Source organism: Actinophytocola oryzae (genome assembly GCF_004364325.1).
Lineage (GTDB): Bacteria > Actinomycetota > Actinomycetes > Mycobacteriales > Pseudonocardiaceae > Actinophytocola > Actinophytocola oryzae.
Genome location: NZ_SOCP01000023.1, coordinates 164,363 through 188,889, shown reverse-complemented (window position 1 = coordinate 188,889; position 24,527 = coordinate 164,363). Strand labels below are relative to the sequence as shown.

Annotated in this window: 24 protein-coding genes and 1 tRNA gene; 12 read left to right on the top strand and 13 right to left on the bottom strand. The window is 69.1% G+C overall.

Annotation, left to right across the window (positions count from 1 at the left end):
- Positions 1 to 5 precede the first annotated feature (5 nt).
- From CLV71_RS41380 to CLV71_RS41365, 4 genes are all read left to right on the top strand, one after another.
- Complete coding sequence (locus tag CLV71_RS41380) at positions 6 to 1,376, top strand: FAD-binding oxidoreductase (protein WP_133908410.1); 1,371 nt, start codon at positions 6 to 8, stop codon at positions 1,374 to 1,376.
- A gap of 129 nt (positions 1,377 to 1,505) precedes the next feature.
- Positions 1,506 to 3,059 carry an acetolactate synthase large subunit gene (locus CLV71_RS41375; protein WP_133908409.1) on the top strand — a complete coding sequence of 518 codons (1,554 nt, stop codon included), beginning with the start codon at positions 1,506 to 1,508 and terminating at the stop codon, positions 3,057 to 3,059.
- Positions 3,060 to 3,087: 28 nt separating this feature from the next.
- On the top strand, positions 3,088 to 3,372 hold the full coding sequence (locus CLV71_RS41370; RefSeq protein WP_133908408.1) for an NAD(P) transhydrogenase subunit alpha part 2: 285 nt from the start codon (positions 3,088 to 3,090) through the stop codon (positions 3,370 to 3,372).
- A 150-nt stretch (positions 3,373 to 3,522) separates the two neighbouring features.
- Positions 3,523 to 4,908 carry an NAD(P)(+) transhydrogenase (Re/Si-specific) subunit beta gene (locus CLV71_RS41365; protein WP_279588797.1) on the top strand — a complete coding sequence of 462 codons (1,386 nt, stop codon included), beginning with the start codon at positions 3,523 to 3,525 and terminating at the stop codon, positions 4,906 to 4,908.
- Here CLV71_RS41365 and CLV71_RS41360 read toward each other — a convergent pair.
- The gene (locus CLV71_RS41360) at positions 4,905 to 5,276 is read right to left on the bottom strand and encodes a hypothetical protein (protein WP_133908407.1); all 372 of its coding nucleotides are present in this window, start codon (positions 5,274 to 5,276) and stop codon (positions 4,905 to 4,907) included. The two genes, CLV71_RS41365 and CLV71_RS41360, sit on opposite strands and share 4 nt — an antisense overlap.
- A 56-nt stretch (positions 5,277 to 5,332) precedes the next feature.
- On the opposite strand from CLV71_RS41360, the gene CLV71_RS41355 reads away from it, so the two are divergent.
- Positions 5,333 to 6,211 (top strand): oxygenase MpaB family protein, encoded by an 879-nt coding sequence (locus tag CLV71_RS41355; protein WP_133908406.1) that lies wholly within the window; start codon positions 5,333 to 5,335, stop codon positions 6,209 to 6,211.
- A gap of 6 nt (positions 6,212 to 6,217) precedes the next feature.
- Here CLV71_RS41355 and CLV71_RS41350 read toward each other — a convergent pair whose 3' ends face one another.
- A complete protein-coding gene (locus tag CLV71_RS41350) occupies positions 6,218 to 6,559 on the bottom strand; it encodes a histone-like nucleoid-structuring protein Lsr2 (RefSeq protein WP_133908405.1) in 342 nt (113 codons plus the stop codon).
- 49 nt (positions 6,560 to 6,608) lie between these two features.
- On the opposite strand from CLV71_RS41350, the gene CLV71_RS41345 reads away from it, so the two are divergent.
- Positions 6,609 to 7,595, top strand: a complete 987-nt coding sequence (locus CLV71_RS41345) for a pyridoxal-phosphate dependent enzyme (RefSeq protein WP_243867293.1) — start codon at positions 6,609 to 6,611, stop codon at positions 7,593 to 7,595.
- A gap of 162 nt (positions 7,596 to 7,757) precedes the next feature.
- On the opposite strand, the gene CLV71_RS41340 is transcribed toward CLV71_RS41345, so the two are convergent.
- Entirely contained in the window at positions 7,758 to 9,032 is a 1,275-nt protein-coding gene (locus CLV71_RS41340) for a hypothetical protein (protein ID WP_133908403.1), read from the bottom strand.
- A 184-nt stretch (positions 9,033 to 9,216) separates the two neighbouring features.
- Between CLV71_RS41340 and CLV71_RS41335 the strand changes: the two genes are divergently transcribed.
- Positions 9,217 to 9,708, top strand: coding sequence for a DUF3145 domain-containing protein (locus tag CLV71_RS41335; protein ID WP_133908402.1), 492 nt, complete (start codon positions 9,217 to 9,219; stop codon positions 9,706 to 9,708).
- 18 nt (positions 9,709 to 9,726) lie between these two features.
- Positions 9,727 to 10,311: a Cif family virulence factor gene (locus CLV71_RS41330; protein WP_133908401.1), complete on the top strand. Its 585-nt coding sequence runs from the start codon at positions 9,727 to 9,729 to the stop codon at positions 10,309 to 10,311.
- 67 nt (positions 10,312 to 10,378) lie between these two features.
- Here CLV71_RS41330 and CLV71_RS41325 read toward each other — a convergent pair whose 3' ends face one another.
- The 6 genes from CLV71_RS41325 to aceE all read right to left on the bottom strand — a co-directional run bounded on the left by CLV71_RS41325 (position 10,379) and on the right by aceE (position 18,493).
- Positions 10,379 to 11,626 (bottom strand): beta-ketoacyl-[acyl-carrier-protein] synthase family protein, encoded by a 1,248-nt coding sequence (locus CLV71_RS41325; RefSeq protein ID WP_133908400.1) that lies wholly within the window; start codon positions 11,624 to 11,626, stop codon positions 10,379 to 10,381.
- Positions 11,627 to 11,664: 38 nt separating this feature from the next.
- A complete protein-coding gene (locus CLV71_RS41320) occupies positions 11,665 to 11,916 on the bottom strand; it encodes an acyl carrier protein (RefSeq protein WP_133908399.1) in 252 nt (83 codons plus the stop codon).
- Positions 11,917 to 11,970: 54 nt separating this feature from the next.
- The gene (locus CLV71_RS41315) at positions 11,971 to 12,945 is read right to left on the bottom strand and encodes a beta-ketoacyl-ACP synthase III (protein WP_133908398.1); all 975 of its coding nucleotides are present in this window, start codon (positions 12,943 to 12,945) and stop codon (positions 11,971 to 11,973) included.
- On the bottom strand, positions 12,942 to 13,853 hold the full coding sequence (locus CLV71_RS41310) for an ACP S-malonyltransferase (RefSeq protein ID WP_133908397.1): 912 nt from the start codon (positions 13,851 to 13,853) through the stop codon (positions 12,942 to 12,944). The genes CLV71_RS41315 and CLV71_RS41310 overlap by 4 nt, the downstream gene beginning before the upstream one ends.
- 133 nt (positions 13,854 to 13,986) lie before the next feature.
- Positions 13,987 to 15,153 carry a PucR family transcriptional regulator gene (locus CLV71_RS41305; RefSeq protein WP_133908396.1) on the bottom strand — a complete coding sequence of 389 codons (1,167 nt, stop codon included), beginning with the start codon at positions 15,151 to 15,153 and terminating at the stop codon, positions 13,987 to 13,989.
- A gap of 565 nt (positions 15,154 to 15,718) precedes the next feature.
- The gene (gene aceE / locus CLV71_RS41300) at positions 15,719 to 18,493 is read right to left on the bottom strand and encodes a pyruvate dehydrogenase (acetyl-transferring), homodimeric type (protein WP_424923952.1); all 2,775 of its coding nucleotides are present in this window, start codon (positions 18,491 to 18,493) and stop codon (positions 15,719 to 15,721) included.
- A gap of 217 nt (positions 18,494 to 18,710) precedes the next feature.
- On the opposite strand from aceE, the gene CLV71_RS41295 reads away from it, so the two are divergent.
- The 3 genes from CLV71_RS41295 to CLV71_RS41285 all read left to right on the top strand — a co-directional run bounded on the left by CLV71_RS41295 (position 18,711) and on the right by CLV71_RS41285 (position 19,755).
- Complete coding sequence (locus tag CLV71_RS41295; RefSeq protein ID WP_133908435.1) at positions 18,711 to 19,142, top strand: DUF3052 domain-containing protein; 432 nt, start codon at positions 18,711 to 18,713, stop codon at positions 19,140 to 19,142.
- A 78-nt stretch (positions 19,143 to 19,220) separates the two neighbouring features.
- Positions 19,221 to 19,670 (top strand): peroxiredoxin, encoded by a 450-nt coding sequence (locus CLV71_RS41290; protein ID WP_166664470.1) that lies wholly within the window; start codon positions 19,221 to 19,223, stop codon positions 19,668 to 19,670.
- A 10-nt stretch (positions 19,671 to 19,680) separates the two neighbouring features.
- Positions 19,681 to 19,755: transfer RNA gene (locus CLV71_RS41285), tRNA-Val, on the top strand.
- 6 nt (positions 19,756 to 19,761) lie between these two features.
- Here CLV71_RS41285 and CLV71_RS41280 read toward each other — a convergent pair.
- A complete protein-coding gene (locus CLV71_RS41280; RefSeq protein WP_133908393.1) occupies positions 19,762 to 20,823 on the bottom strand; it encodes a sialidase family protein in 1,062 nt (353 codons plus the stop codon).
- Positions 20,824 to 21,009: 186 nt separating this feature from the next.
- On the opposite strand from CLV71_RS41280, the gene CLV71_RS41275 reads away from it, so the two are divergent.
- Positions 21,010 to 21,333 (top strand): PadR family transcriptional regulator, encoded by a 324-nt coding sequence (locus CLV71_RS41275; protein ID WP_133908392.1) that lies wholly within the window; start codon positions 21,010 to 21,012, stop codon positions 21,331 to 21,333.
- Between the two features lie 358 nt (positions 21,334 to 21,691).
- Here the strand turns inward: CLV71_RS41275 and CLV71_RS41270 are convergent, their stop codons facing one another.
- The 3 genes from CLV71_RS41270 to lipA all read right to left on the bottom strand — a co-directional run bounded on the left by CLV71_RS41270 (position 21,692) and on the right by lipA (position 24,527).
- Complete coding sequence (locus CLV71_RS41270) at positions 21,692 to 22,567, bottom strand: hypothetical protein (protein ID WP_133908391.1); 876 nt, start codon at positions 22,565 to 22,567, stop codon at positions 21,692 to 21,694.
- A gap of 163 nt (positions 22,568 to 22,730) precedes the next feature.
- On the bottom strand, positions 22,731 to 23,423 hold the full coding sequence (locus tag CLV71_RS41265; RefSeq protein ID WP_208297989.1) for a DedA family protein: 693 nt from the start codon (positions 23,421 to 23,423) through the stop codon (positions 22,731 to 22,733).
- Positions 23,424 to 23,519: 96 nt separating this feature from the next.
- The gene (gene lipA / locus CLV71_RS41260) at positions 23,520 to 24,527 is read right to left on the bottom strand and encodes a lipoyl synthase (RefSeq protein ID WP_133908390.1); all 1,008 of its coding nucleotides are present in this window, start codon (positions 24,525 to 24,527) and stop codon (positions 23,520 to 23,522) included.

Below are 24,527 nucleotides of genomic sequence, written 5' to 3'. Positions count from 1 at the left end.
GTCCAATGGCGGACATTGGGGCGCGACTGGAAGAGATCTGCGCCGGGCGGGTGCTTTCCGGTGACGCGATCGGCGACGACTACACCCACGACGAGACCCTGGGCGGTGAGCCGGTCCGGCCGGCACACGTCGTGCTGCCGGAGGACGCCGACGAGGTGGCCGCCATCCTGAAGCTCGCCGCCGAGACCGGCACCCCGGTGACGGCCCGCGGCAGCGGCAGCGGCCTGTCCGGCTCCGCCGTCCCTCACCCGGACGGGATCCTCGTGTCCTTCGAACGGATGAACAAGATCCTGGAGATCGACACGGTCAACCACGTCGCCGTCGTCCAGCCGGGTGTCACGCTCACCGAGCTGGAAGAGGCCACCGCCGCGGTCGGGTTCGTCTACCCCGTCTACCCCGGCGAGCTGTCCGCGAGCCTCGGCGGCAACGTCAACACCAACGCGGGCGGCATGCGTGCCATCAAGTACGGCGTCACCCGCCACCACGTCCTGGGCCTGCAGGCCGCACTGCCGACCGGCGAGGTCATCCGCACCGGCGGCCGGTTCGTCAAGGCCTCCACGGGCTACGACCTCACCCAGCTCATCGTCGGCTCGGAGGGCACCCTCGCGCTGGTCACCGAGGCCGTCCTCAAGCTCCAGCCACGCCTGGCCCACCAGGCCACGATCCTCGTGCCGTTCCCGGACCTCGCCTCGGTCATGACCGCGGTGCCGAAGGTCGTCGGCTCCGGCCTCGGCCCGCTGATCCTCGAGTACATCGACGCGCTGACCATGGGCGCCATCACCTACACGCACGACCTGCAGCTCGGCATCCCGGACGAGATCAAGGAGAAGGCACAGGCCTTCCTCGTCGTGATGCTGGAGAACAACTCGGCGGGCCGCCTCGACGAGGACATCGAGACCGCGGGCGAGCTGCTCACCGAGCTGGGCGCGCTCGACGTGTACTCGCTGCCCGGCGGCGCCGCGCGCAAGCTCGTCGAGGCTCGCGAGAACGCGTTCTACACCGCCAAGGGTGTCGGCGCCGACGACATCATCGACACCGTCCTGCCGAGGTCGTCGCTGCCCGAGTTCTTCACCAGGGTGCTGGAGATCGCGCAGGGCAACCAGACACTGGTCATCGGCTGCGGCCACGCGGGCGACGGCAACGTGCACCTCGCCGTGTTCCAGAAGGACCCCGAGGTGCGCCACCGGGTGCTGCACGAGCTGTTCGCGAGCGGAATGGCGCTCGGCGGCGCGATCTCCGGCGAGCACGGCATCGGCCGAGGGAAGAAGCGGCACTTCCTGGAGCTGGAGGACCCCGGCAAGATCGAGCTGATGCGGCGGATCAAGCAGGCTTTCGACCCACAGGGCATCCTGAACCCCGGCGTCCTCTTCGACTGAGCGGACCGGTGCGGGCCGGACTGGGCGAGCAGCGGAGGGACACACGCCGAGCAGCGCAGGGAGACCAGACGCCGGGAAGGGGCTCGCGAACCGCCGGGCGGAGCGAGGCAATCGAACAGGGAGAACAACATGAACGGCGCCCAGGCGCTCCTGCGGACCCTCGTCGGCGGCGGTGTCGACGTCTGCTTCGCGAACCCCGGCACCTCCGAGATGCACTTCGTGGCCGCGCTCGACGCCGTGCCCGAGATGCGGGCGGTGCTGTCGTTGTTCGAGGGCACGGTCACCGGCGCGGCGGACGGCTACGGCCGCATGGCGGGCCGTCCCGCGGCGACGCTGCTGCACCTGGGCCCCGGCATGGCCAACGGCCTCGCGAACCTGCACAACGCGCGCCGCGCACGCACCCCGATCGTCAACGTGATCGGTGACCACGCCCGCTATCACAAGGGCTTCGACGCGCCGCTCGAGTCCGACATCGACGCGCTCACCGGCTGGCTCGGCGGCTGGGCACGCACCACGAAGGCCGCGGCGGAGGTCGGTGCCGACGCGGCGGCCGCCATCGCCGCGGCCATGCAGCCTCCCGGCCAGCTCGCGAACCTGGTGCTGCCCGCCGACGTCTCGTGGTCCGAGGGCGGTGTGGCGGCCGACCCGGTCGAGCCCGTAGCGGCGCAGCCCGTCGAGGACGACCGGGTCGCGGAGATCGCCGGGGTGATCCGGGGTGGCGAGCCGACCGTGCTGCTGCTCGGCCACGGCACCACCCGCGAGCAGGGGCTGCGTGCCGCGAGCCGGATCGCCGCCGCGACCGGCGTCAAGCTGTTCGCCGAGACGTTCCCCGCGCGCATCGAGCGCGGTGCGGGCCTGCCAGGAGTCGAGCGCCTCGGCTACCTCGCCGAGCAGGTGCAGTGGCAGCTCACCGACGTCCGGCACCTGGTCCTGGTCGGCGCCAAGTCGCCGGTGTCGTTCTTCGCCTACCCCGGCAAGGCCTCCGAGCTGGTGCCGGACGGCTGCCAGGTGCACGTCCTGTCGGTGCTAGGCGAGGACGGGACCACCGCACTCGAGCACCTCGCCGACCTGGTCGCGGCGGACGCGGCGCCGGTGCTGCAGGAGGCGTCCCGACCCTCGGTGCCCTCGGGTGCGCTGACCCCGCAGAACTGGACCGACGTCATCGGCGCGCTGCTCCCGGAGGGCGCGATCATCTCCGACGAGGCCAACACGTCCGGTCTCATGGTCCCGATGTCCACGGCAGGCGCGCCGCGCCACGACGTGCTGACCCTGACCGGCGGCGCGATCGGCCAGGGCCTGCCGGTGGCCGTCGGCGCCGCGGTCGCCGCCCCCGACCGGCCTGTGGTGTGCCTGCAGGCCGACGGCAGCGCGATGTACACGGCGTCGGCACTGTGGACCATGGCCCGCGAGGGTCTCGACGTGACGACCGTGCTGCTCAACAACCGGGCCTACGCCATCCTGCGGATGGAGCTGTCCAGGGTGGGCGCCGAGGCGGCGGGCCCGAAGGCGCAGCAGCTGCTGGACCTGTCGGGACCGGACCTCGACTTCGTGTCGATGTCCCGGGGCATGGGCGTCCCGGCGTCGCGGGCCACGACGGCCGAGGAGCTGGCCGACCAGTTCGCCAAGGCCCTCGCCGAGCCCGGCCCACACCTGATCGAGGCGATGGTCCCGCCTCTGCTCTAGAAAGCGCTGTCCTACAAGGGGGTAGGTCATGTTGGTACAGAACCTGGCGATCCTGGTGCTGGCGGGCTTCGTCGGCTTCGCCGTGATCTCCAAGGTGCCCAACACGCTCCACACGCCACTGATGTCCGGCACGAACGCGATCCACGGGATCGTCGTGCTCGGCGGGTTCATCGTGCTGGGGCTGGGCGCCGAGGGAGTGCTGAACAAGATCCTGCTCGTGGTGGCGATCGCGTTCGGCACGATCAACGTCGTGGGCGGGTTCCTGGTCACCGACCGCATGCTCGGCATGTTCAAGGACCGGGACAAGTCGTGAGCGGAGCTTGCGTGGCGAACCGTCAGACACAGGGCGACCGCGAGCGGCGGTACCGAGCCTGCGAGGGGTCGTTGTGAGTGGAGCTTGCGTAGCGAACCGTCAGACACAGGGCGACCGCGAGCGGCGACAGCGAGCCTGCGAGGGGTGGTCGTGAGCACGACGTTCATCCAGTGCCTCTACATCGTCGCGTTCGCGTTGTTCATCTACGGGCTCATGGGCTTGACCGGGCCGAGGACCGCGGTGCGCGGCAACATGATCGCGGCTGCCGGCATGGCGGTCGCGGTGATCGCGACGCTGCTGACGCCCGGTCTCGGCAACTGGTGGCTCATCCTGCTCGGTGTCGCGATCGGCACCGTGATCGGCGTGCCCGCCGCGCGGCGCGTGAAGATGACCGCGATGCCGCAGATGGTGGCGTTGTTCAACGGCGTGGGCGGCGGCGCGATCGCGTTGATCGCGTGGGTGGAGTTCCGCAGCAGCTCGGGGTTCTTCGACGAGCCGGCCTACGTCGCGGTGGCGTCGCTGTTCGCGGCGATCATCGGGTCGCTGTCCTTCTGGGGCTCGACCGTCGCGTTCGGCAAGTTGCAGGAGATCCTGTCCAGTAGGCCCGTCACGGTCGGCAGGTTGCAGCAGCCGCTGAACCTGTTGGTACTGCTGCTCGCCGTGGCGTGCGGAGTGTCCATTGTGGTGGGTGCGCGGTCCGAGTGGCTGATGGTCGGCCTGCTGGTGACCTCGTCCGTGCTCGGCCTGCTGGTGGTGCTCCCGATCGGCGGCGCCGACATGCCGGTCGTGATCTCACTGCTCAACGCCGCGACCGGGCTGTCCGCCGCCGCGATGGGGCTGGCACTGGCCAACACGGCACTGATCGTGGCGGGCATGATCGTCGGCGCGTCCGGCTCGATCCTGACGAACCTCATGGCCAAGGCCATGAACCGGTCCATCCCGGCGATCGTGGCCGGTGGGTTCGGCGGCGGTGCGGTGGCGGGCGCGGTCGACGCGGGTGACCGCTCGGTCCGCCAGACCTCCGCGGGTGACGCGGCGATCCAGATGGCCTTCGCCCGCCAGGTGATCATCGTGCCGGGCTACGGGCTCGCCGTCGCCCAGGCCCAGCACCAGGTCCGCCAGCTCAGCTCCCTGCTGGAGGACAAGGGCGTGTCCGTGTACTACGCCATCCACCCGGTCGCGGGCCGGATGCCCGGCCACATGAACGTGCTGCTGGCCGAGGCGGACGTGCCCTACGACCGCCTCAAGGAGATGGAGCTGATCAACGGCGAGTTCGCCCGCACCGACGTCACGCTGGTGATCGGTGCCAACGACGTGACGAACCCCGCCGCCCGCACGGATCCGACTTCGCCGATCTACGGCATGCCGATCCTCGACGTGGACGAGAGCAAGTCGATCATCGTGCTCAAGCGCTCGATGCGGCCGGGCTTCGCGGGCGTGGACAACGAGCTGTACTACAACCCCAGGACGTCGATGCTGTTCGGGGACGCCAAGTCGTCGGTTTCGGAGATCACCGAGGAGCTGAAGGCCCTCTAGTCAGTCCACTTCTTGATCATCCACGCGCAGACCTCGGGCTCGGTCATCTCGGGGAACTCCTCGCCGAACGTGTCCAGCGTCCGCAGGGCCTCGTCCCGGTCGAACCCGTGTCCCGCGGCCACGAGGAGGTACTCCTGCCTGGTCGCGGTCGGTCGGCTACCCGCGGTGGCGTGCAGCCGCTCCCGCCACTCCTTGACCTCGGCGAGCCGGTTCGGCCGCCAGCCCGGCGTGCCATCGATCTCGATGTCCGGTTCCGGGAAGGGGTGACCAGAGCCACCCGGGAAGCGGGCGAGCCACCTGGGCACCGCGAACTGGCTGACGCCCAACGCTTTCCCGAGCTCGACGGGGCCGATGTACCGCACGGTCATGGGCGCGACGCTAACGATCCGTCCGAATCGCTGTCAATCTGGGGTTCAATGGAGCCATGGCGGACGTGTCCCCCGACGACGCCGGTCTGTTCGGCCCCGGATCGGTGAGCTGGCAGCTCCACGCGGAGCCTGCCATGTGGCTGGCGGGCATCCGCAGCCTCTACCTGCAGGCACTGCACCCCAGGGCGGTCGCGGGGATCGTGCAGAACTCCGACTTCCGCGCCGACCCGCTGGGCAGGCTCGTACGCACGGCCAACTTCGTCGGCGTCTCGACGTACTGTCCGCGTGCCGCCGTCGAGCGCGAGGCGGCGAAGGTGCGTGCCGTGCACCGGACGCTGCGTGCCACCCACGATGGCAGGACCTTCCGCATCGACGAGCCGGAACTGCTGTTGTGGGTGCACTGCGCGGAGGTGTCTTCGTTCCTGACCGTCGTGCGCAGGGCCGGTTTCCCCCTCACCGCCGCGCACGCCGACCAGTACCTCGACGAGCAGCGCGCGTCGGCCGCGCTGGTGGGCCTCGACCCGTCGGAGGTACCGGGCTCGGTCGCCGCGATGCGGGACTACCTGCGGGAGATGCGGCCGACCCTTCGCCGCACCGAGGACACCGACGTGATCTACGACTTCCTCCACCGCCCGCCCGTCGCGGGCAGGCTGGCGCTTGGCCTGCCGCTGTACGAACGGACGGTGGGGCACCTCGCGTACTCGCTGCTGCCCGGCTGGGCGGTGAAGCTCTACGGCCGCGGCGCCTATCCGGCGCCGGTGAGCACCGCGGCCATGCGCACGCTGGCGGAAACGTTGAGGGTGTTGCAGAAAACCGTTCGGACGGTCATGCGAGAACCGCATCTCGGACCACTCGTGCCACACCCCGTGCTCGCGACGCGGCGGCTCGGGAAGTGGGCGGCGCCGTCGGCGAGGAAGCTGCCCGCGGCGGCCTGACCGAGGTCAGTTCGAGTGCGCCTCCTGGAAGCGGATCACCAGTGCCTGCGGCACACGGCCACGCTCGGCGACCGTCTCACCCTGGCTGCGGGCCCACTCGCGGACGGCCTGTGTGTCCGGTTTGCCGTTGCCCGCGACCGCCTTGACCACACCGCTGCTGCGCTGCTTGCGGCCACCCGTGCGGCGCGCGTGCCCGACGTACTCGGCGAACGCGTCACGGAGGCGGGCGGCGTTGTCGTCGGACAGGTCGATCTCGTACTCGACCCCGTCGAGGGCGAAAACCACGGTCTCGTCGGCCTTCCCACCGTCCAGGTCGTCGACCAGCTCGAGAATCGTTCGCTGCGCCACAGGGGTCCTCCGAATTGGATTGATCCGAACGATGGTGAGGATAGCGCGGGTGGCGGCCCGCACCGCGCAGCGCCAGACTTGGCGTGTGGACCTGTCGGCGTTTCCCCGCATCCCCCTCGGCTCCTGGCCCACCCCGCTGGACCCGTGCCCCCGTCTGTCCGCCGTTCTCGGTGCGACAGTGCTGGTCAAGCGCGACGACATCGGCGGACTCGGCCTCGGTGGCAACAAAGTACGCAAGCTCGAGTTCACCCTCGCCGCCGCGCTGGCGGCCGGTGCGGACACGATCATCACCTTCGGTGGTGTCCAGACCAACCACGGCCGCCTCACCGCGGCCGCGTGCGCCCGCCTCGGCCTGCGGTGCGAGCTGGTGCTGACCCGTTCCGTGCCGAGGTCCGGCTTCGCCTACGACCGGTCGGGCAACGTCGCGCTGGACCGGATGTTCGGCGCCCGCCTGCACATGTGCGACACCGACGCGGAGGCCACCTACACCGCCGGCGCGCTGGCGACCGCGACGTCGGTCACCCTGCCCGTCGGCGGGTCCAGCGGCCTGGGCGTCCTCGGCTACGTCGCCGCCGCGCGGGAGCTGAGCGACCAGCTCGGTGAGCTGAAGGTCGACCGCATCGTCTGCGCGGCAGGGTCCGGCGGCACGGTGGCCGGTCTCGTGCTCGGCACCGAAACCCGCGTCACCGCGGTCAGCGTGTCCCGCGACGCCACCGGCACCAGGGAGAAGATCGAGCAGGCCGTCGGACTGGCGGTGCGGGAGCTGGACATCGAGCCGCCCGAGCTGGACCACCTCGAGGTGGACGACAGCGCGCTCGGCGAGGGTTACGGCCTGCCGACGGACAAGGTCTGGTCGGCGCTGCGACTGTTCGCCCGCACCGAGGGCATCGTGCTCGACCCCGTGTACACGGGCAAGGCGGCGGCAGCGCTGATCGCGGGCGTGAAGAAGGACGAGGTGGTCGTGTTCGTGCACACCGGCGGCGCCCCGGCCATGTTCGGCTACGCGCCGGACCTGGTGGCGGAGGCCGGCCGCTAGTGCCGTGTCCAGGTGGGGAGGGTCGTTTATCCGTGGATCCAGGTGGTCGCTGGCAAGGCGCCGGGAAGCCGCTCGTACCGGGTTGTACTCGGGCTTTCCGGCAACGCCGCCAGCGGCCGCCTGGGCCGCGGAGAAACGTGCCCTCCTCGCCTGGACGCGGCACTAGGCGGGCGCGGGGATCTCCAGCGCGCTCGCCGCGAGCCTGCCGAGCGTCGGGTCGTCCGGTGTGGACGGTGCGCCGATCCACACCGCCTGCACGAGGCGGAGGCTGTTGCCCTCACGTCCGCTCGCGAACGCCGCCGACTCGAAGAACGGCTTCGACTTGCCGGGCCACGGCGTGCCCTCCGTCGACGCGTCGGCGATGGCGCCGCTGCCCGGCTGCTCCGCGACCGTGTTCAGCTCGCCTGCCAGCACGGTCTCCGGGAACCGCAGCACGGCGACCAGGATCGCGGCCCGCTTGCCGTCCGATGTGGACTCGTAACGGCCCCGGACCAGCTCGGAGCAGCGGTTGCGCTCCAGCCACACCTGCACGTCGCCGTAGGCGTGTGCCGCGCAGTCGGTGTCGGACACCGCGCCCCTCGGCTCGAACGTGAACCCGTCGACCTTCACCCCGCTCGACTCGGCGCGTGTCGAGGTGGTGTTGCGCGCCTCGTCGTCCGAGGCGCCGGATGACGCGACCGCGTAGACGATGCCCGTGAGCAACAGCAACGCGACGAGCACGGCCGCGCCCGTGGGTAACCAGCGGAGCCCGCTCTTCTTCGCCGGAGCCGCCGAGGGCTGGGGCGACGGGACGCGGGGGATGAGCGTGGTGCTGTCGGCCGACACCGAAGGGGCTGCCGCGTCCGTGAAGCCCTCGCCCGCCAGATCGGCCTCGGCGGCGTAGTCGGGGTCGAGCGCCGCGAGGATCCCCCTGGCCTGGGCGACCGTGCACGGCCGTCCGTAGGTGGCCAGCTCGCGGGCGACGGTCAGCAGGTTCCTGGGTTCGGGGTGCAGGATGCGCACGCCGCGGTTGAGGTCCGAGGTCGGCTGGTGGACCTGTGAGACGTACGGCCCGACCGCGACGACCGTGCCGACGGGCATCGGCTCGACCCTGGCCTCCTCGAGCGACCTGCGTACAGCCGTGACGGTTTTGACCGCGTCGGTGGCCGGGTTGACCGCCCCGTCCGGCCCCACGAGCGGCCAGCCGTCGGTCTTCCACTGGCCGGCAAGCGGCGCGTCGAGCCGCACGGCGGGGTCGGGAAGATCGACACCGACGATCACCAGCACCCCGCGCGGGAGCACCACCACGGCGTCAACCGCCTGGTCACAGCCCTGCGGACGGACTCCGACGAGGGCGACGCCACCCACGAGGCCGTCACCGCGACCCCACGACGCGAGGGCGGCCCGAACGTCGGCCCCGACAGCGGAGGTCTCGCCCCCGACGCGTACCACCCGCACCGCGCACCCCCTGACAGAACGCAAGGCGGGCCACCGGCCCGACGGAACAACGGTAGCCGGGGCTCGATAGTGTGGCGTAACTACCCGTACACAGGGCACAATGGACCCGCGTGTGTGTCTGAAGACCGGCCGTTGACGAGGGCGTAGGGGAAGACGAATCCTCGTCGAGCAGCGGAGGTCAGCAGTGAGCACTCGTGGCGTTGTGTACGTCCACTCGTCGCCGTCTGCGGTATGTCCGCACGTCGAGTGGGCTATTTCGGGCACCCTCGGTGTGCGTGCGAGCCTCCAGTGGACCGCGCAGCCCGAGGCAGCCGGCCAACTGCGCGCCGAGTGCGGGTGGACCGGCGATCCCGGCACGGGTGCGAAGCTCGTGGCGGCCCTCAAGGCCTGGCCCATGCTGCGCTTCGAGGTCACCGAGGAACCCAGCCCCGGTGTCGACGGGGAGCGGTTCTGCTTCGCCCCCACCCTGGGCCTCTGGCGTGCCCGCACGAGCGCCAACGGCGACATCGTCGTCGGCGAGGACCAGTTGAGAGCCATGGCGACGGCCGCCCGTTCGAACGAGTCCTTCGCGCACCGCGTCGACGAGGTGCTCGGCGCGTCCTGGGACGCGGCCCTCGAGCCCTACCGCCGCGCGGGCGACGGCGCCCCCGTGACCTGGCTGCACCGTGTGGGCTGAGCCTGCCATCCTGTAGACGTGACCTCCCCTAGGCAGTTGTGGCTGCTGCCGGTGCTGCTGATCACGGTGATCGCGACGGCGCTCGGCGCGCTGGTCGCCCGCAGTCTGTACGCCGACCAGACCCCGGCGCCCCCGGTCGCGATCGAGCCGTCCCAGCCCTCGGTCCAGCCGGGAGAGCAACCGGGCCCCACGGAGGTCCAGGGCACGACGGACGCGACCACACACCCGCTGTACACGACCCTGCAGCCCCTGCTGCAGCGTTACTTCGACGCGATCAACGCCAAGGACTACGCTGCGTGGACCCAGACGGTGACGACGACACGTCAGCATGACCAGGACGAGGCCGACTGGCAGCGCGACTACCGCACGACCCGTGACGGCAGCATCGTCATCCACCGCATAGAAGCGGGCGGTGGCGGCACGGCGAGCGTCCTCCTGCAGTTCACCAGCACGCAGGACCTGGCCGACGCACCCCTGGAACTGCCTGCGACGTGCATCCAGTGGTACGTCGTGTGGGCCTTCGCCAAGCAGAAGGACGAGTGGCGGCTGGCAGCCGGCTCGACGAGCGCCTCCCCACAGCACGACCAGTGCCCTGGCCAATGAGGCGCGGGCAGCACGACGGCGCCGCCGACCGGTCGTAGCCAGGTCGACGGCGCCGCCGCGAGACAGATCAGGCTGCCGTGAACACCAGGGCCACGTTGTGCCCGCCGAACCCGAACGAGTCGTTCATCGCCGCGGTCAGCTCCACCTTGCGGGGCTCGCCCGACACGACGTCGAGCTCCACCCTCGGGTCCTGGTTCTCCAGGTTCCTCGTGGCCGGCACGACCCCGTGGTAGATCGACAGCAGGGTCGCGATGCTCTCCACCGCCCCGGCGCCGCCGACCAGGTGGCCGAAGGCGCTCTTGGGGGCGGTCAGGACGACGTGGTCACCGACCGCCTTGCGGATGGCGACCGCCTCGCCGATGTCGCCGACCACGGTCGACGTCGCGTGGGCGTTGACGTGGCCGATGTCGGTCGCGGTGAGCCCCGCCTGCTCGATGGCCTGGCGCATGGCCCGGATCTGGCCGATGCCCTCCGGGTGGTTGCCCGTGATGTGGTAGGCGTCGGAGGTGATGCCGGTGCCCGCGAGCTTGCCGTACACCCGCGCCCCCCGGGCACGCGCGTACTCGGCCGACTCGAGGACCAGCACGCCGGCACCCTCGCCGAGGATGAAGCCGTCGCGGTCGACGTCGAACGGGCGGGAGGCGCGCTCCGGCTCGTCGTTGCGCAGCGACAGCGTGCGCGACTGGGCGAAGCCGGCGACCGTGATCGCGTGGATGCACGCGTCCGCGCCGCCGGCCACGACGACGTCGGCCCGGCCGTTCTGGATCATCTGGTACGCCTGCGCCAGTGCCTCGGCACCCGTCGCGCAGGCCGACGCCGGGGAGTGAACCCCGGCCCGTGCCCGCAACTCGATGCTGACGTGCGCGGCAGGACCGTTGGGCATGAGCATCGGCACCGTCAGTGGCGACACCTTCCGCAGGCCGTACTGCTCGAGCAGGTCGTCCTGGTCGAGCAGCGTGACGGGCCCGCCGATGCCGGTGCCGAGCACGACGGCGAGGCGCTCCGGGTCGACCGGTTCGTTCTCGTCCGTCGGGGTCTCGAATCCGGCGTCCGCCCACGCCTGCCGGGCCGCGATGAGCCCGACCTGCTCACAGCGGTCCATCCTGCGCAGCTGCACCCGGGGCAGGACCTCGGACGGGTCGACGGCCAGCGGGGCGTGCAGTCGTGCCGGCAGGTCGTACTTCTTCGCCCATTCGGTGTCGTTCCTGGCGATGCCGTTGCGGCCGGCGATGAGTCCGTCCCAGGTGGACGCGACGTCACCGCCGAGCGGAGTGGTCGCTCCCATGCCGGTGACGACGACTTCGACCGTGCTCATGGCGTCTCCGTGATCCTTTTCCGGGTTGTGCTGTTACGTCAGGCGTGCTTGGAGACGTACGACATCGCGTCGCCGACCGTCTTGAGGTTCGCGAGCTCCGCGTCCGGGATCTTGACCTCGAAGCGGTCCTCGGCCTGCACGGCGATCTCCACCATCGACAGGGAGTCGATGTCCAGGTCGTCCACGAAGGACTTCTCGGCGGTGACCTCGTCGGCCTCGACGCCCGCGACCTCTTCGACGATCTCCGCGAGACCGGCCAGGATCTCCTCGTCGGTGAACTTTTCAGCCATGGGTTCGTTTCTCTCCTTTGTCGCCCGGACCGGGTGGTCCGGGAAGTACTGGACCTACGGGCAGATGACGACCTGGCCCGCGTAGGACAGGCCGGCGCCGAACCCGACGAGCAGTGCCACGTCGCCGGAGTGGATCCGGCCGGCGGCCCGCATGTGGTCCATCGCCATCGGGATGGACGCGGACGAGGTGTTGCCGGAGTACACGATGTCGTCGGCGACGACCATGTCCTCCCGCGCACCCTCCTTGCGGAGCTTCTTCGCGATCGCCTCGACGATCCGCAGGTTGGCCTGGTGCGGGATCAGCACGTCGACGTCCTCGGGCCGCAGCCCGGCCGCCTCGAGCGCCCTGAGCGCGATCGGCGCGATCTTCGTGGTGGCCCAGCGGAAGACCGACTGGCCCTCCTGCGTGATGAACGTGCGCTCGGTCATGGTGATCATGTCGACGAGGTCGCCCGCGGTGCCCCAGACCACCGGGCCGATGCCCGGCTCGTCGGACGGACCGACGACCGCGGCACCCGCCGCGTCGGCGAAGATGATCGCGGTCGACCGGTCGTGGGGGTCGACGATGTCGGAGAGCTTCTCGGCGCCGATCACCAGCGCCCGCCGCGACGAGCCCGCGCGCACCAGGTCGGAGCCCACGCCGAGGCCGTAGCAGAAGCCCGCGCACGCGGCGTTGAGGTCGAACCCGCCCGCCGCCTTGATCCCGATGATGTCGGCGACCTGCGCGGCCGCGTTCGGGATGGGTGCCGTGGCGGTGCAGTTCGCGACGATCACCGTGTCGAGGTCCGTCGGCGCGAGCCCGGCCGCCGCGATGGCCTTCGAGCCCGCCTCCACGGCCATGCTGACCACGGTGTCCTTCTCGCCCGCGAACCGCCGCTCGACGATGCCGACCCGCTCCCGGATCCACGCGTCGTTGGTGTCGATGTACTCGGACAGGTCGTCGTTGGTGACGACGCGTTCCGGCTGGGCACTGCCGATGCCGAGGATCCGGGTCCCTGGCACGCTCTGTGCGATGCGCAGCGTCGTCATGCCGGCACCCCCGCGATCTTCGCGAGGTCGGCGGGTGTCTTCAGTGCCACGGTGGGAACCTTCAGCTCGCGTTTGGCAAGGCCGGTGAGCGCGCCGGCCGGCGGCAGCTCGACGGTGGCGGTCACGCCGAGGCTGGTCATGGTCGCCTGGCAGAGGTCCCAGCGGACCGACAGGGTGACCTGGTTGACCAGTCGTTCGAGCATCTCGGCGCCGCTGGTGACCGGCCGGCCGTCGGCGTTGGACAGGAGCGTGCGGGTCGGGTCGGAGACGGTGACGTCCCTGGCCCTCTCGCGGAGCTTGTCCTGGGCGGGGGCCATGTAGTGGGTGTGGAACGCGCCCGCGACCTTGAGCTGGATGACCTTCTTGACGAAGTCCGGCTTCTCGGCGACCACGGCCTCGATCCCGTAGGCCGGCCCGGCGGCGACGATCTGGCCGGCGCCGTTCATGTTGGCGGCGGTGAGGTCGTTCTTGTCGAGCCAGGCGACGACCTCGTCGGGCTCGCCACCCATGACGGCGGCCATCCCGGTGGGCGCGAGCTCGCAGGCCGCGGCCATCTCCCGGCCACGGACCGCGGCGAGCATGACGGCGTCGTCGGCGCTGAGAACCCCGGCGATGGCGGCGGCGGCCAGCTCACCGACGGAGTGCCCGGCGACCACCAGGTCGTCGGGCAGCTGCTCCTGGCTCGCCAGCACCTCGTAGGCGAGCAGGGCGGCGGCGACGACGAGCGGCTGGGTGACGGCCGTGTCCTTGATGGCGTCGGCGTCCGCGACCGTGCCGAGCTCGAGCAGGTCCAGGCCGGTGAGCTCGGACCAGGTGGTCACCCGGGAGCGGGTGCCCTCCAGTTCGAGCCACGGGCCGAGCATGCCGGGAGTCTGTGAGCCCTGACCGGGGGCGAGTAACGCGAGCACGTACTCAAGGGAACACGGTGAGGGTTGTCCACGGTGATATCGATAGTCACCAAGTCGAGCGCAGCGATTTGTAGGAAACCTCCAAAGGTTGCCGCCGCATGAACGGTACAGAGGGATTTCCGTCGTTCGCTGGCTACCACAAGCCACGCGAACGTGACAGACGTCCCACTGCCAGCGCGATCCGCAGCACGAGCGCGTCCCGGGGAAGGTTCGCGTTGTGCCCGGTCAGTTCGGTGGCCTTGCGCAGCCGGTACCGGACGGTGTTCGGGTGCACGAACAGCAGCCGGGCGCAGGTCTCGAGCACCCCGCCCGCCTCGAGGTAGGTCTCGACGGTCTCGAGCAGGGCGCCGCCGGCCTTCTCGAGCGGCCGGGCGATCTGGTCGATGAGCTGCCACTCGGCCTCGGGGTCCCCGGCCAGCGCCCGCTCGGGTAGGAGGTCGGTGGACCGCACGGGCCGGGGTGCCGCGGGCCAGGCGACAACGGCCCGAAGCCCGGAAAGCGCCTCGGCGGAACTGCGATGCGCGTCGGCGATGTTGGCGACGGTCGGCCCGGCGACAACGGGCCCGTCACCGAAGGAGGAGGCCATCTTGGCGAGCACGCGGGGCTCGTCGGTCTCCCCGGCGAGCACGATGACCAGCCGGGAGCCCTGTACGCCGAGAAGAACGGGCCGGTTGGCACGGGCCGCGCGGCTGCGCACCTCGTAGAGGACGGTAGGGGGGTCGTCGGATGGCGAGTTCCCGACGAGGACGGTGGCAGGCTCGTCGAGGTCCCATCCGAGGGCGGCGGCCCGGCTGAGCAGGGACTCCTCGGCGTCCCCCCGAACGATGGCGTCGACGACGGAGGCCTCGAGGCGGGCGTCCCAGGCGCCGCGGGTCTCGGCGGCGGAGGCGTAGGACATGGCGGAGGTGAACGCCACCTCACGCCCGTAACGCAGGACGGCCTCGGTGAGCACACGCCGCTCGTCCTCGTTGGCGGCGAGAAGCGGAACCTCTTGTTCGATGACGTGAAGGGCGACCCGGACCAACTCGACAGTCTGCCGAAGCGAGATCCACCGCGAGAGATCCCGAGGGGCTTGGCGAAAGGCCTCGGCGGTGAGCTGGATGGCTTCGCGTTGGTCGCGGAGGTAGGAGGTGAACCCGGCCGCACCGGTCTGCGCGATGAGCTGCACGGAGGCTCGCTGGTCAGCGGGCATCCGCCCAAACCAGGCAAATTGCCGCTCCATGGAGGCAAGCGCAGCGGAAGCCAACTTCCCGGAAGCACGATCAAGCGCCGCAAGAGTCCCCTGCGACACCTCAACCATGCCCCGACTGTATAGCCCGCCCCGACGAGCAAGACAGCGAGGAAGGGAGGGCTGGAGGGGAGGGAGCAGGGAGGGAGGGGAAGGAGTTGGGAAGGGCTACGAGGAGGAGGTGTGGTGCGGGGGAGCGCAGTGAGGAGGCGGGCGGGAGGAAGGAGGGCGCAGGGGGGATTGAGGAGGGCAACGAGGGCGGGGCAACGAGGGAGGAGCAGGAGAGCGAGCAGGGAAGGCGGGCGTGGCAGAAAGAACCACAAAGAAGCCCGCGACAAGCGCACAAAGCGCGCAAGACACAAACGGGCCAACGGCCCGAAAAACGTCACCAAGCTGGGTCAGCAACGATCCGCACCGTGGGGGGTTCGGGGGGCTCGGCCCCCCGGCCGACACTGAGGCCTCGGCAGGAGGGAAGGTGCCCCAGGCACCGAACACCCCCGCCCAGCCGAGGCCGGGCGGGGGCTCTCCCCGGTCCCCACCGGTGATTCCACTATGGAGGGTGCGGGGAAAGGGTGCCAGCCGTGTACCCCTATCGTGTTACGGATTCGTCAGTGCAGGTCAACCATGTTGCGCTGAGTTACGCCACGCCCGGGTCCGAGGTCTGGGGGCCCGCCGCCGTGATGTCGTCGATGCGGTACCTCCTCGCCGCCTCCACGACCTTCGACTGGTCGAGGTCACCGGTCCTCGCCAGGGCCGCGAGCACGCCGACGACGATCGACTCCGCGTCCACCAGGAAGTGCCGCCGGGCGGCGGGCCGGGTGTCGGAGAAGCCGAAGCCGTCCGTGCCGAGCGTGAGCATCTCCGTCGGGACCCACGCGCGCACGAGGTCCGGCACGGCGCGCATCCAGTCCGACACGGCCACGACCGGGCCCTCGGCACCCTCCAACGCCGTCGTCACGTACGGCTTGCGCGGCTCGGCCTCCGGGTGCAGGAAGTTGTGCCGCTCGGTCTCGACCGCGTCCCGCCTCAGCTCGCCCCAGGACGTCGCGGACCACACGTCGGCCAGCACGCCCCACTCGTCGTACAGCTTCTGCTGCGCCGCCAGCGCCCACGGCATCGCGACGCCCGACACCAGGATGTTCGCCTTCGGGCCCTCGGCCTCCTCGGCGCGCTTGTACCGGTACAGACCGCGCAGCAGGCCCTCGACGTCCAGCCCCTCGGGCTCCGGTGCCTGGACGTACGGCTCGTTGTAGATCGTGAGGTAGTAGTAGATGTCCTCCGTCTGCTCGCCGTACATCCGGCGCAGGCCGTCCCGCACGATGTGGGCGATCTCGAACGACCACGCCGGGTCGTAGGCGATCACGGCCGGGTTCGTCGCCGCCAGCAGGTGGGAGTGGCCGTCGTTGTGCTGCAGGCCCTCGCCCGTCAGCGTGGTCCTGCCTGCCGTGGCACCCAGGATGAACCCGCGGGCCATCTGGTCGGCCGCCGCCCACAGGCCGTCGCCGGTGCGCTGGAAGCCGAACATCGAGTAGAAGATGTAGATCGGGATCATCGGCTCGCCGTGCGTGGCGTACGACGTCCCCGCGGCGGTGAACGACGCCGTCGACCCGGCCTCGTTGATGCCCTCGTGCAGGATCTGGCCCTGCTCGCTCTCCTTGTAGGACAGCATCAGCGACGCGTCCACGGACGTGTACATCTGTCCGTGCGGGTTGTAGATCTTCTGCGTCGGGAACATCGAGTCCATGCCGAACGTGCGTGCCTCGTCCGGGATGATCGGCACGAGCCTCGGGCCGATCTCCGGGTCCTTCGCGAGGTCGCGGACGAGCCGGACGAACGCCATCGTCGTGGCGACCTCCTGCTTGCCGGACCCCCGACGCACGGCCTCGTACACCTTGTCGCCCGGCAGGACGAGCGTCTTGGCCTTGGCGCGCCGCTCCGGCACGTGGCCGCCGAGCTGGCGGCGCCGTTCCAGCAGGTACTTGATCTCCGGCGCGTCGTTGCCGGGGTGGTAGTACGGCGGCAGGTACGGGTCCTTCTCCAGCTCGTCGTCCGCCACCGGGATGCGCAGCGAGTCCCGGAAGAGCTTGAGGTCCTCCAGGGTCATCTTCTTCATCTGGTGGGTGGCGTTGCGGCCCGCGAAGTGCGGTCCGAGGCCGTAGCCCTTGATCGTCTTCGCGAGGATCACGGTCGGCTGGCCGTGGTGCTCGACGGCCGCCTGGTACGCGGCGTAGACCTTGCGGTAGTCGTGGCCACCGCGCTTGAGGTTCCAGATCTCCGGGTCGGTCATCGGCGTGACCAGCTCCTTGGTGCGGGGGTCCCGCCCGAAGAAGTGCTCGCGCACGAACGCGCCGTCGTTGGCCTTGTACGTCTGGTAGTCGCCGTCCGGCGTGGTGTTCATCAGGTTGACCAGGGCGCCGTCGCGGTCGGCGTGCAGCAGCGAGTCCCACTCGCGGCCCCAGATGACCTTGATGACGTTCCAGCCGGCGCCCCGGAAGTAGGACTCCAGCTCCTGGATGATCTTGCCGTTGCCGCGCACCGGGCCGTCCAGGCGCTGCAGGTTGCAGTTGATGACGAACGTCAGGTTGTCGAGGTTGTCGTTCGCGGCCACGTGGATGAGGCCGCGTGACTCCGGCTCGTCCATCTCGCCGTCGCCGAGGAACGCCCATACTCGCTGGTCGGAGGTGTCCTTGATGCCGCGCGCGTGCAGGTAGCGGTTGAACCGGGCCTGGTAGATGGCGTTCATCGGGCCGAGGCCCATCGACACGGTCGGGTACTCCCAGAAGTCCGGCATCAGCCGGGGGTGTGGGTAGGACGGCAGGCCCTGGCCGGGGCCGCCGTGCGAGTACTCCTGGCGGAAGCCGTCGAGCTGGTCCGCGGACAGGCGGCCCTCGAGGAACGCGCGCGCGTACATGCCGGGGGAGGCGTGGCCCTGGAAGAAGACCTGGTCGCCGCCGCCCGGGTGGTCCTTGCCCCGGAAGAACCAGTTGAAGCCGACCTCGTAGAGCGTCGCGGAGGACGCGTAGGTCGAGATGTGGCCGCCGACGCCGACACCGGGGCGCTGGGCGCGGTGCACGGTCATCGCCGCGTTCCAGCGGATCCACGCACGGTAGCGGCGTTCCACCTCTTCGTCACCGGGGAACCACGGTTCGCTCTCGGTGGGGATGGTGTTGACGTAGTCCGTGCTGGTCAGCGACGGAACGCCGACCCGCTTCTCTCGTGCACGCTCGAGCAGCCTCAACATCAGATAGCGCGCACGCTGCTGGCCACCCGCGGAGAGCATCGAGTCGAAGGACTCGAGCCACTCCGAGGTCTCCTCCGGATCGATGTCCGGCAGATGTGCGGCGTGACCGTCGCGGATGACCCTTACCCGCTCGGGATGGTTCTTGCTGTTTTCGCTGTTCTGCGTAGCCAAGGGGTCTCCAGTGCCTGCGCTCATGGTGCTAACTCTGCCATCGTCGTCCGAACCACCGTCCGGGTCATCGTTACCGGCCAGTACGTGTCTCTTTGTGATGGTCCGTCCAGGGCAAACCCGGCGTGGGTGGTTGCGCCGGTGGGCAAGGTCAGTGTTCGCTGTCCCAATACCGAATTCGTGGTGGTAGCCACGACGGAGCTGAGGAGGAGTGGAAACCGTGGTCGCCGCGGGAGACACCGGTAAGGCCGGCGTCGCCGATAGGCTCGGGATCGAGCCGGGGATGGTCGTCCAGGAGCTCGGATGGGACGAGGACGTCGATGACGGCGTTCGCGCCGATATCGAGGAGCGGATCGGCAGTGATCTGCTGGAAGAGGACGCTGACGAGGTCGTCGACGTCGTGCTGCTGTGGTGGCGCGAGGACGACGGTGACCTGGTCGACGCCCTCATGGACGCCATGGGTCCACTGGCGGAGAACGGTGTGATCTGGGTCCTCACCCCCAAGACCGGACGTGACGGACACGTCGAGCCGAGCGAGATCGCGGAGGCCGTGCCGACCGCCGGGCTCGCTCAGACGTCGAGCGCCGGTGTCGGTGACGACTGGGCGGCGACGAAACTCGTCTCCCCGAAGTCCGCGAAGACCAAGCGCTGACCTTCGTTAGGCTGTCCCTCGACGGGTACCCGCACGCGGGTGCCGCGTCGTCGGTCGTCGCCGTCTGAGGAGGTCGTCGTGGTCGAGGTCGGGGCCAAAGCGCCGGAGTTCACCCTGAAGGACTACAACAACCAGCTGGTCTCGTTGTCGTCCGTCTACTCGGAGAAGCCGGTTCTGCTGGTCTTCTACCCGTTCGCGTTCAGCGGTATCTGTACGGGTGAACTCTGTCAGCTCCGTGATGACTTCTCGGCGTTCGGCAACGTGCGCGTGCTGGGTGTGTCGGTCGACACGCCGTTCAGCCTGAAGGTGTGGGCGGAGCAGGAGGGGTACCAGTTCCCGCTCCTGTCCGACTTCTGGCCGCATGGTGCCGTCGCGCAGCAGTACGGCGTCTTCAACGAGAAGGCGGGTATGGCGAACCGGGGCACCTTCCTGATCGACACGACCGGTACCGTTCGGTTCGCCGAGGTCAACCAGCCCGGCGAGGCCCGCGACCAGGAGTCCTGGAAGAAGGCGATCGCCGGCCTCTGACCTCCGGCGGGGGCGTGTAGCTCAGCGGAAGAGCACTCGGCTTACACCCGAGCGGTCGCAGGTTCGAATCCTGTCGCGCCCACCAGGTCGTTCACAGGCGTGTCGAGGTCTCGGCGAGGTTGGTGAACCACAGGCTGGAGCTGCCGTCGGCGCGCTCCATCCCGAACGGCACCGCGACAGCCCCGTCCGGCGTCTCGACCGGTGCGGCGTACGACATGCCGACGTCCGTGCCCGCCTCGGCCGCCATCAGGGTCGGACCCCAGGCCCAGGTGCCGGTGTGGTCGAGGCTGTAGGCGACCTGGGCGCCGCCCCGCGACCCGCCGCGAGTGTCCCGGCACACCATCACGATCGTTCCCGTTCGGGTGATCACGGACGAGGGACGACCGTTACACCCGGTAATGGCAATTCGAGCCGTGTTCCAGGTGGCGCCGGAGTCGGTGCTCGATCGGACCGCGATCTGCGTGCCACCCCACCGGGCGAACACGTGGATGCTCGTGCCGTCGACGACCAGCCAGGGTTCCGGGGTGGGGATGCCGGCGCCGATGGCGTTGAGGATCCGGTTCGAGGTCCAGGTCTGGCCCTGGTCGGTCGACCAGGCCATCCAGGCGGTGTCGATCGTCTCGCCCGGCTTGCGGGCGTAGAAGGCGGTTCCGAGGCGGCCGTCCGGGAGCTTGACGACCGGGCCGGAGATCGCCGCGAAGGGTAGGCCGCCGTCGACGCGTACCGCGGGTGCGCTGTCCTTCGACACGTAGGCGCCCTGGGCCGGGTTGGTCGAGCTGCCGGTGAAGTAGGTGAGGTACTCGTGGCCGTCGAGGTAGGCGAGGTAGGGGTCCCGGTAGTCCTGGCCGGAGAGGATCACCTGTGGGGTGGTCCAGGTCTTGCCGAGGTCGTACGAGTCGGCACGCAGGATGGCGCCGTCGCGGTGGTCGACGTGGTCGAAGGCGCCGCGCCAGACCAGCGCCAACGTCCCGTCGGGGCGGAGTGCGGCCCCGGGGAACGCCGAGTGGCGGTGCGGGGCCTCGATCGGTTGGGGCTGGGTGGCGATGACGATGCCGGTGGTGGCCGCGTCGGCGGATGGAGCGGCGAACGCCAGCCCCGCCGCGGTCGCGACTGAGGCGGCGGCCCTGACGGTGCGCGCGGCGATGCTGTCCATGATCAGGACTGAGTGTGGGGGAAGCGCGTGGCTGGCGCACGAGAAGAGCCTCGGCGATTCCACTGGTGGCTACTACGCGGCGGTGGTAGTGGTGCGAACAACTGGCGCCTGGCTCCCTCATGGGGGTAGACGCACACGATGGAGAGTTGGGCGCGTAGCGCGTCATATGGCTCTTAGACTGGGAATATGAGGCCGGACGTGTTGTGGGGACACCTCGACGGCATGATCCTGGCGGTTCTCGAGGACGAGCCCTTGCACGGGCATGCCGTCATGGAGGCACTTCTTTCTCGTAGTGATGGCGCCTTGACGCTGTCAACTGGCACGTTGTACCCGGCCCTCCGTCGGCTGGAGCTTGCGGGATTTCTTGTTTGTGGGCGGGATCCGGCTGCTGACCGCCGCCGGCGTACCTATCAGCTGACCGAGGTGGGGCGACGCATGCTGGCCGACGAGCGGGCCGAATGGCGCATGTTCGCAGCTTTGGTCGACAGAGTGCTGCGCCCTGCGCCATAGCTACGGCGCTGTTGTGGTTGGTGTGCCGACGGTCCAATGGTGCTTGCCGGAGTTTCTTGGAGGGCTAATTGTCGCAGTTGGTAGTAATTAGCACACAATGTGATGATTACCGCCGCTGACACGGCCCGGCATCTTCCGTTACCCCCGTGTGATCCCTGCGAAGAGTTATAAGATAAAGTTCCTACGTCAAGCAATCAGCTGATGTTCAGTGTGCGTGGTCGTAACACGCGCACTGAGACTGCATTTACTTACACTCATTGTTCACTCTATCAAGGACGGAGCGCGCGTCAATGGGCGGGGAAGACGGAGACACGTAGTCTGCGTGTCGCTATGAAGTGCCCGTGGTTGGTGCTGCGGGCTACTTCAGTTCTAGTCTTATGCCCACTGTCGTCAGGGTGGGCACCTTGTCGGCGCGCCACGTGAAGACTCGTCGGCCCTCGTGGTCGCATCCTGTGTCGGCAGAGAGCTGAACATCGGGCTCGGCGGCACCGATCAACTCGTACGTGGCGTCGAGACCCTCGGGGAGCACGACGCTGTAGTCGACATGTTGGATTTCGAGAAGTCGGGTCGTGCAGAAGGAGAACTCCTCTGCCTCGCCTTTGACCAGGGGTAAGCACTTCGCGGGCCAGATGCGGATCACTTCAAAAAAGATCTCCTCCCCTCGTTTGATCGAGTGGTGGAGATGCAGGATCGAGTTCATCTTCTGTGTGGACACCCAGGAACTCGTCACGTTCCAACGAGGGCCGGTCGCACCGTTGATGGTCAGACTGCGTGCGATCACCCGTACGTCGCGTCGATATCTTTCCGGCTGGTCCCATCTGCTACCGGCCTTCAGTCGAATAAAGTAGACCCGGGTTCTGAGTGCGACTGCCCTGAGTGTCAGTACCTCTCTGACGTCGCCGTTTCTGTGCACATAGACTTTTTGTCCCCAGGATTCGAAGGAGACCAGTGGCTCGGAGTTGTGATCGATGACGAAGTCGCAGTAACGTGCCAGCAGAGTTCGATGCATTTCATGCGCCTTGCTGAGGCTTCGCCGGTCGGCAAGCAGCAAGAGCATCACCAATGCCGCGAACACGATGACAGTGACAAATGCCCCAGCGCGAATCGCCTGGTTGCCAAATAAGGTGCCCAGTAGACCGGCAAATGCCATGAGGCCGACCATGGCCTTCAGGACGGCGGAGGGTTCCTCGCGGGAGATGTAGGAATCAAGCCAGGCAATGAAGTCCTTGAACATCCCTCTCGCCTTCCCCGGGGCTGCCAATTAGCGGAGGAACGCTCAGGATAGGTGCACCACGGACGATATCACTGGGCCTGGTGAAAAGATGTTACCCAAACGTGGTGTTTGTTTGGGCGATTCTGTCCGCCATTATCCGTGGCCGGGTGGTTACCGAACCTCTTCAGTTCGCTGGTTCGAGGTCCGTGTCGTCGATCAGTGGGGATTTCTCCACCGGGATTACGTGTACGGCTGCCGCTGCCCTGGCCTTCTTGCGGCGCTTGCGGATGGTGATGGCCACGATCAGGCCCACGACCACCGCCCCGAGGACCACCGCGCCGCCCGTGCTGATGATGCCCTCGATGCGCTTCGCGGCCTCACCCATAGCCGCGCCCAGTGCGATGTGCATCGCCGACCAGCCTGCCGCGCCCGCGACCACGGCCGGGAGGAACTTGCGGTACGGCAGGCCCGACGTGCCCGCGGCCGCGGGGGTCAACGTGCGGACGACCGGTAGGAACCTGGCGAAGAACACCGCCCAGGCTCCTCGGCGGCGGAGGATGTCGGTCGCCTTGTCCCAGCCCTCCGTGCCGTACTTCTTGATCAGCTTGGTCTCACGCAGCGTGGGACCGAAGCGGCGGCCTATGGCGTACCCGATCGAATCCCCCACGCCCGCGCAGACGGTCACCACTGCCCACAGAACCAGGAAGCGCGACACCGAGTCGACCGTGGTCGCGGCGATCAGCAGGCCGCTCTCGCCCGGGGCTATGAAGCCCAGGCCGATCGTGCACTCCGCGAACACCAGCGCGCCGGTCGCCCCCACCAGCGCCGGTTGCGGTAATGCCTGCAACCACTCCAGAACGTCGGTCACCAACGCCACGATCTGCTCCCCTCGGATGCTTCCTTCAACGAAAGCCTCGCATTAGGACCGAGGAAATCACATCCGGGTTCCCCCGACATCAACCCTGAAGCTGACCTATGACCTACGACCTAGGACGGAGCTGATCTCCTGGTGGGCGGGTCCGGCAGCGGTCAGGTGCGCCAGCGACTCGGGCACCTCGGCACCCCGGTGGGCCATGGCCTGCGCGTACAGCCTCCCCGCCCGGTACGACGACCGCACCAGTGGGCCGGCCATCACCCCGGCGAAGCCGATCGCCTCGGCCGACTCCTTGTGCTCCAGGAACTCCTCCGGCTTCACCCACCGGTCCACGGGGTGGTGGCGCAGCGACGGGCGCAGGTACTGGGTGATCGTGATGATGTCGCAGCCTGCGCCGTGCAGGTCCCGCAGCGCGGCCGTCACCTCGTCCGGGGTCTCGCCCATGCCCAGGATCAGGTTCGACTTCGTGACCAGGCCGAACTCCCTCGCCCGCGTGATCACCTCCAGCGACCGCTCGTAGCGGAACGCGGGGCGGATTCGCTTGAAAATCCTCGGCACGGTCTCCAGATTGTGCGCCAGCACCTCCGGACGCGCCTCGAACACCTCCGCCAGCTGGGCCTCGTCCGCGTTGAAGTCGGGGATCAGCAGCTCGACGCCGGTGCCGGGGTTCAGCGCGTGGATCTGCCTGACGGTCTCCGCGTACAGCCAGGCGCCGCCGTCGGGCAGGTCGTCGCGGGCCACACCGGTGACCGTCGCGTAGCGCAGGCCCATCGCCTGGACCGACTCGGCGACCTTCCTGGGCTCCGTGCGGTCCAGGTCGGCCGGTTTGCCGGTGTCTATCTGGCAGAAGTCACACCGCCGGGTGCACTGCTCGCCGCCGATGAGGAACGTGGCCTCGCGGTCCTCCCAGCACTCGTAGATGTTGGGACAGCCCGCCTCCTCGCACACCGTGTGCAGGCCCTCGCGCCTGACCAGGCCCTTCAGCTCGGTGTACTCGGGGCCCATCTTCGCGCGGGTCCTGATCCACGAGGGCTTCTTCTCGATCGGCGTCTGGCTGTTGCGTACCTCTAGCCGCAGCAGCTTTCGCCCCTCCGGAGCGATCGTCAC

Coding starts and splice junctions, on each gene's coding strand:
- CLV71_RS41370 (WP_133908408.1), top strand. CDS start 3,088: ATGTTGGTACAGAACCTGGCGATCCTGGTGCTGGCGGGCTTCGTCGGC.
- CLV71_RS41315 (WP_133908398.1), bottom strand. CDS start 12,945: ATGACGACGCTGCGCATCGCACAGAGCGTGCCAGGGACCCGGATCCTC.
- CLV71_RS41325 (WP_133908400.1), bottom strand. CDS start 11,626: ATGAGCACGGTCGAAGTCGTCGTCACCGGCATGGGAGCGACCACTCCG.
- CLV71_RS41375 (WP_133908409.1), top strand. CDS start 1,506: ATGAACGGCGCCCAGGCGCTCCTGCGGACCCTCGTCGGCGGCGGTGTC.
- CLV71_RS41320 (WP_133908399.1), bottom strand. CDS start 11,916: ATGGCTGAAAAGTTCACCGACGAGGAGATCCTGGCCGGTCTCGCGGAG.
- CLV71_RS41270 (WP_133908391.1), bottom strand. CDS start 22,567: ATGTTCAAGGACTTCATTGCCTGGCTTGATTCCTACATCTCCCGCGAG.
- CLV71_RS41360 (WP_133908407.1), bottom strand. CDS start 5,276: ATGACCGTGCGGTACATCGGCCCCGTCGAGCTCGGGAAAGCGTTGGGC.
- CLV71_RS41355 (WP_133908406.1), top strand. CDS start 5,333: ATGGCGGACGTGTCCCCCGACGACGCCGGTCTGTTCGGCCCCGGATCG.
- CLV71_RS41380 (WP_133908410.1), top strand. CDS start 6: ATGGCGGACATTGGGGCGCGACTGGAAGAGATCTGCGCCGGGCGGGTG.
- CLV71_RS41275 (WP_133908392.1), top strand. CDS start 21,010: ATGAGGCCGGACGTGTTGTGGGGACACCTCGACGGCATGATCCTGGCG.
- CLV71_RS41280 (WP_133908393.1), bottom strand. CDS start 20,823: ATGGACAGCATCGCCGCGCGCACCGTCAGGGCCGCCGCCTCAGTCGCG.
- CLV71_RS41305 (WP_133908396.1), bottom strand. CDS start 15,153: ATGGTTGAGGTGTCGCAGGGGACTCTTGCGGCGCTTGATCGTGCTTCC.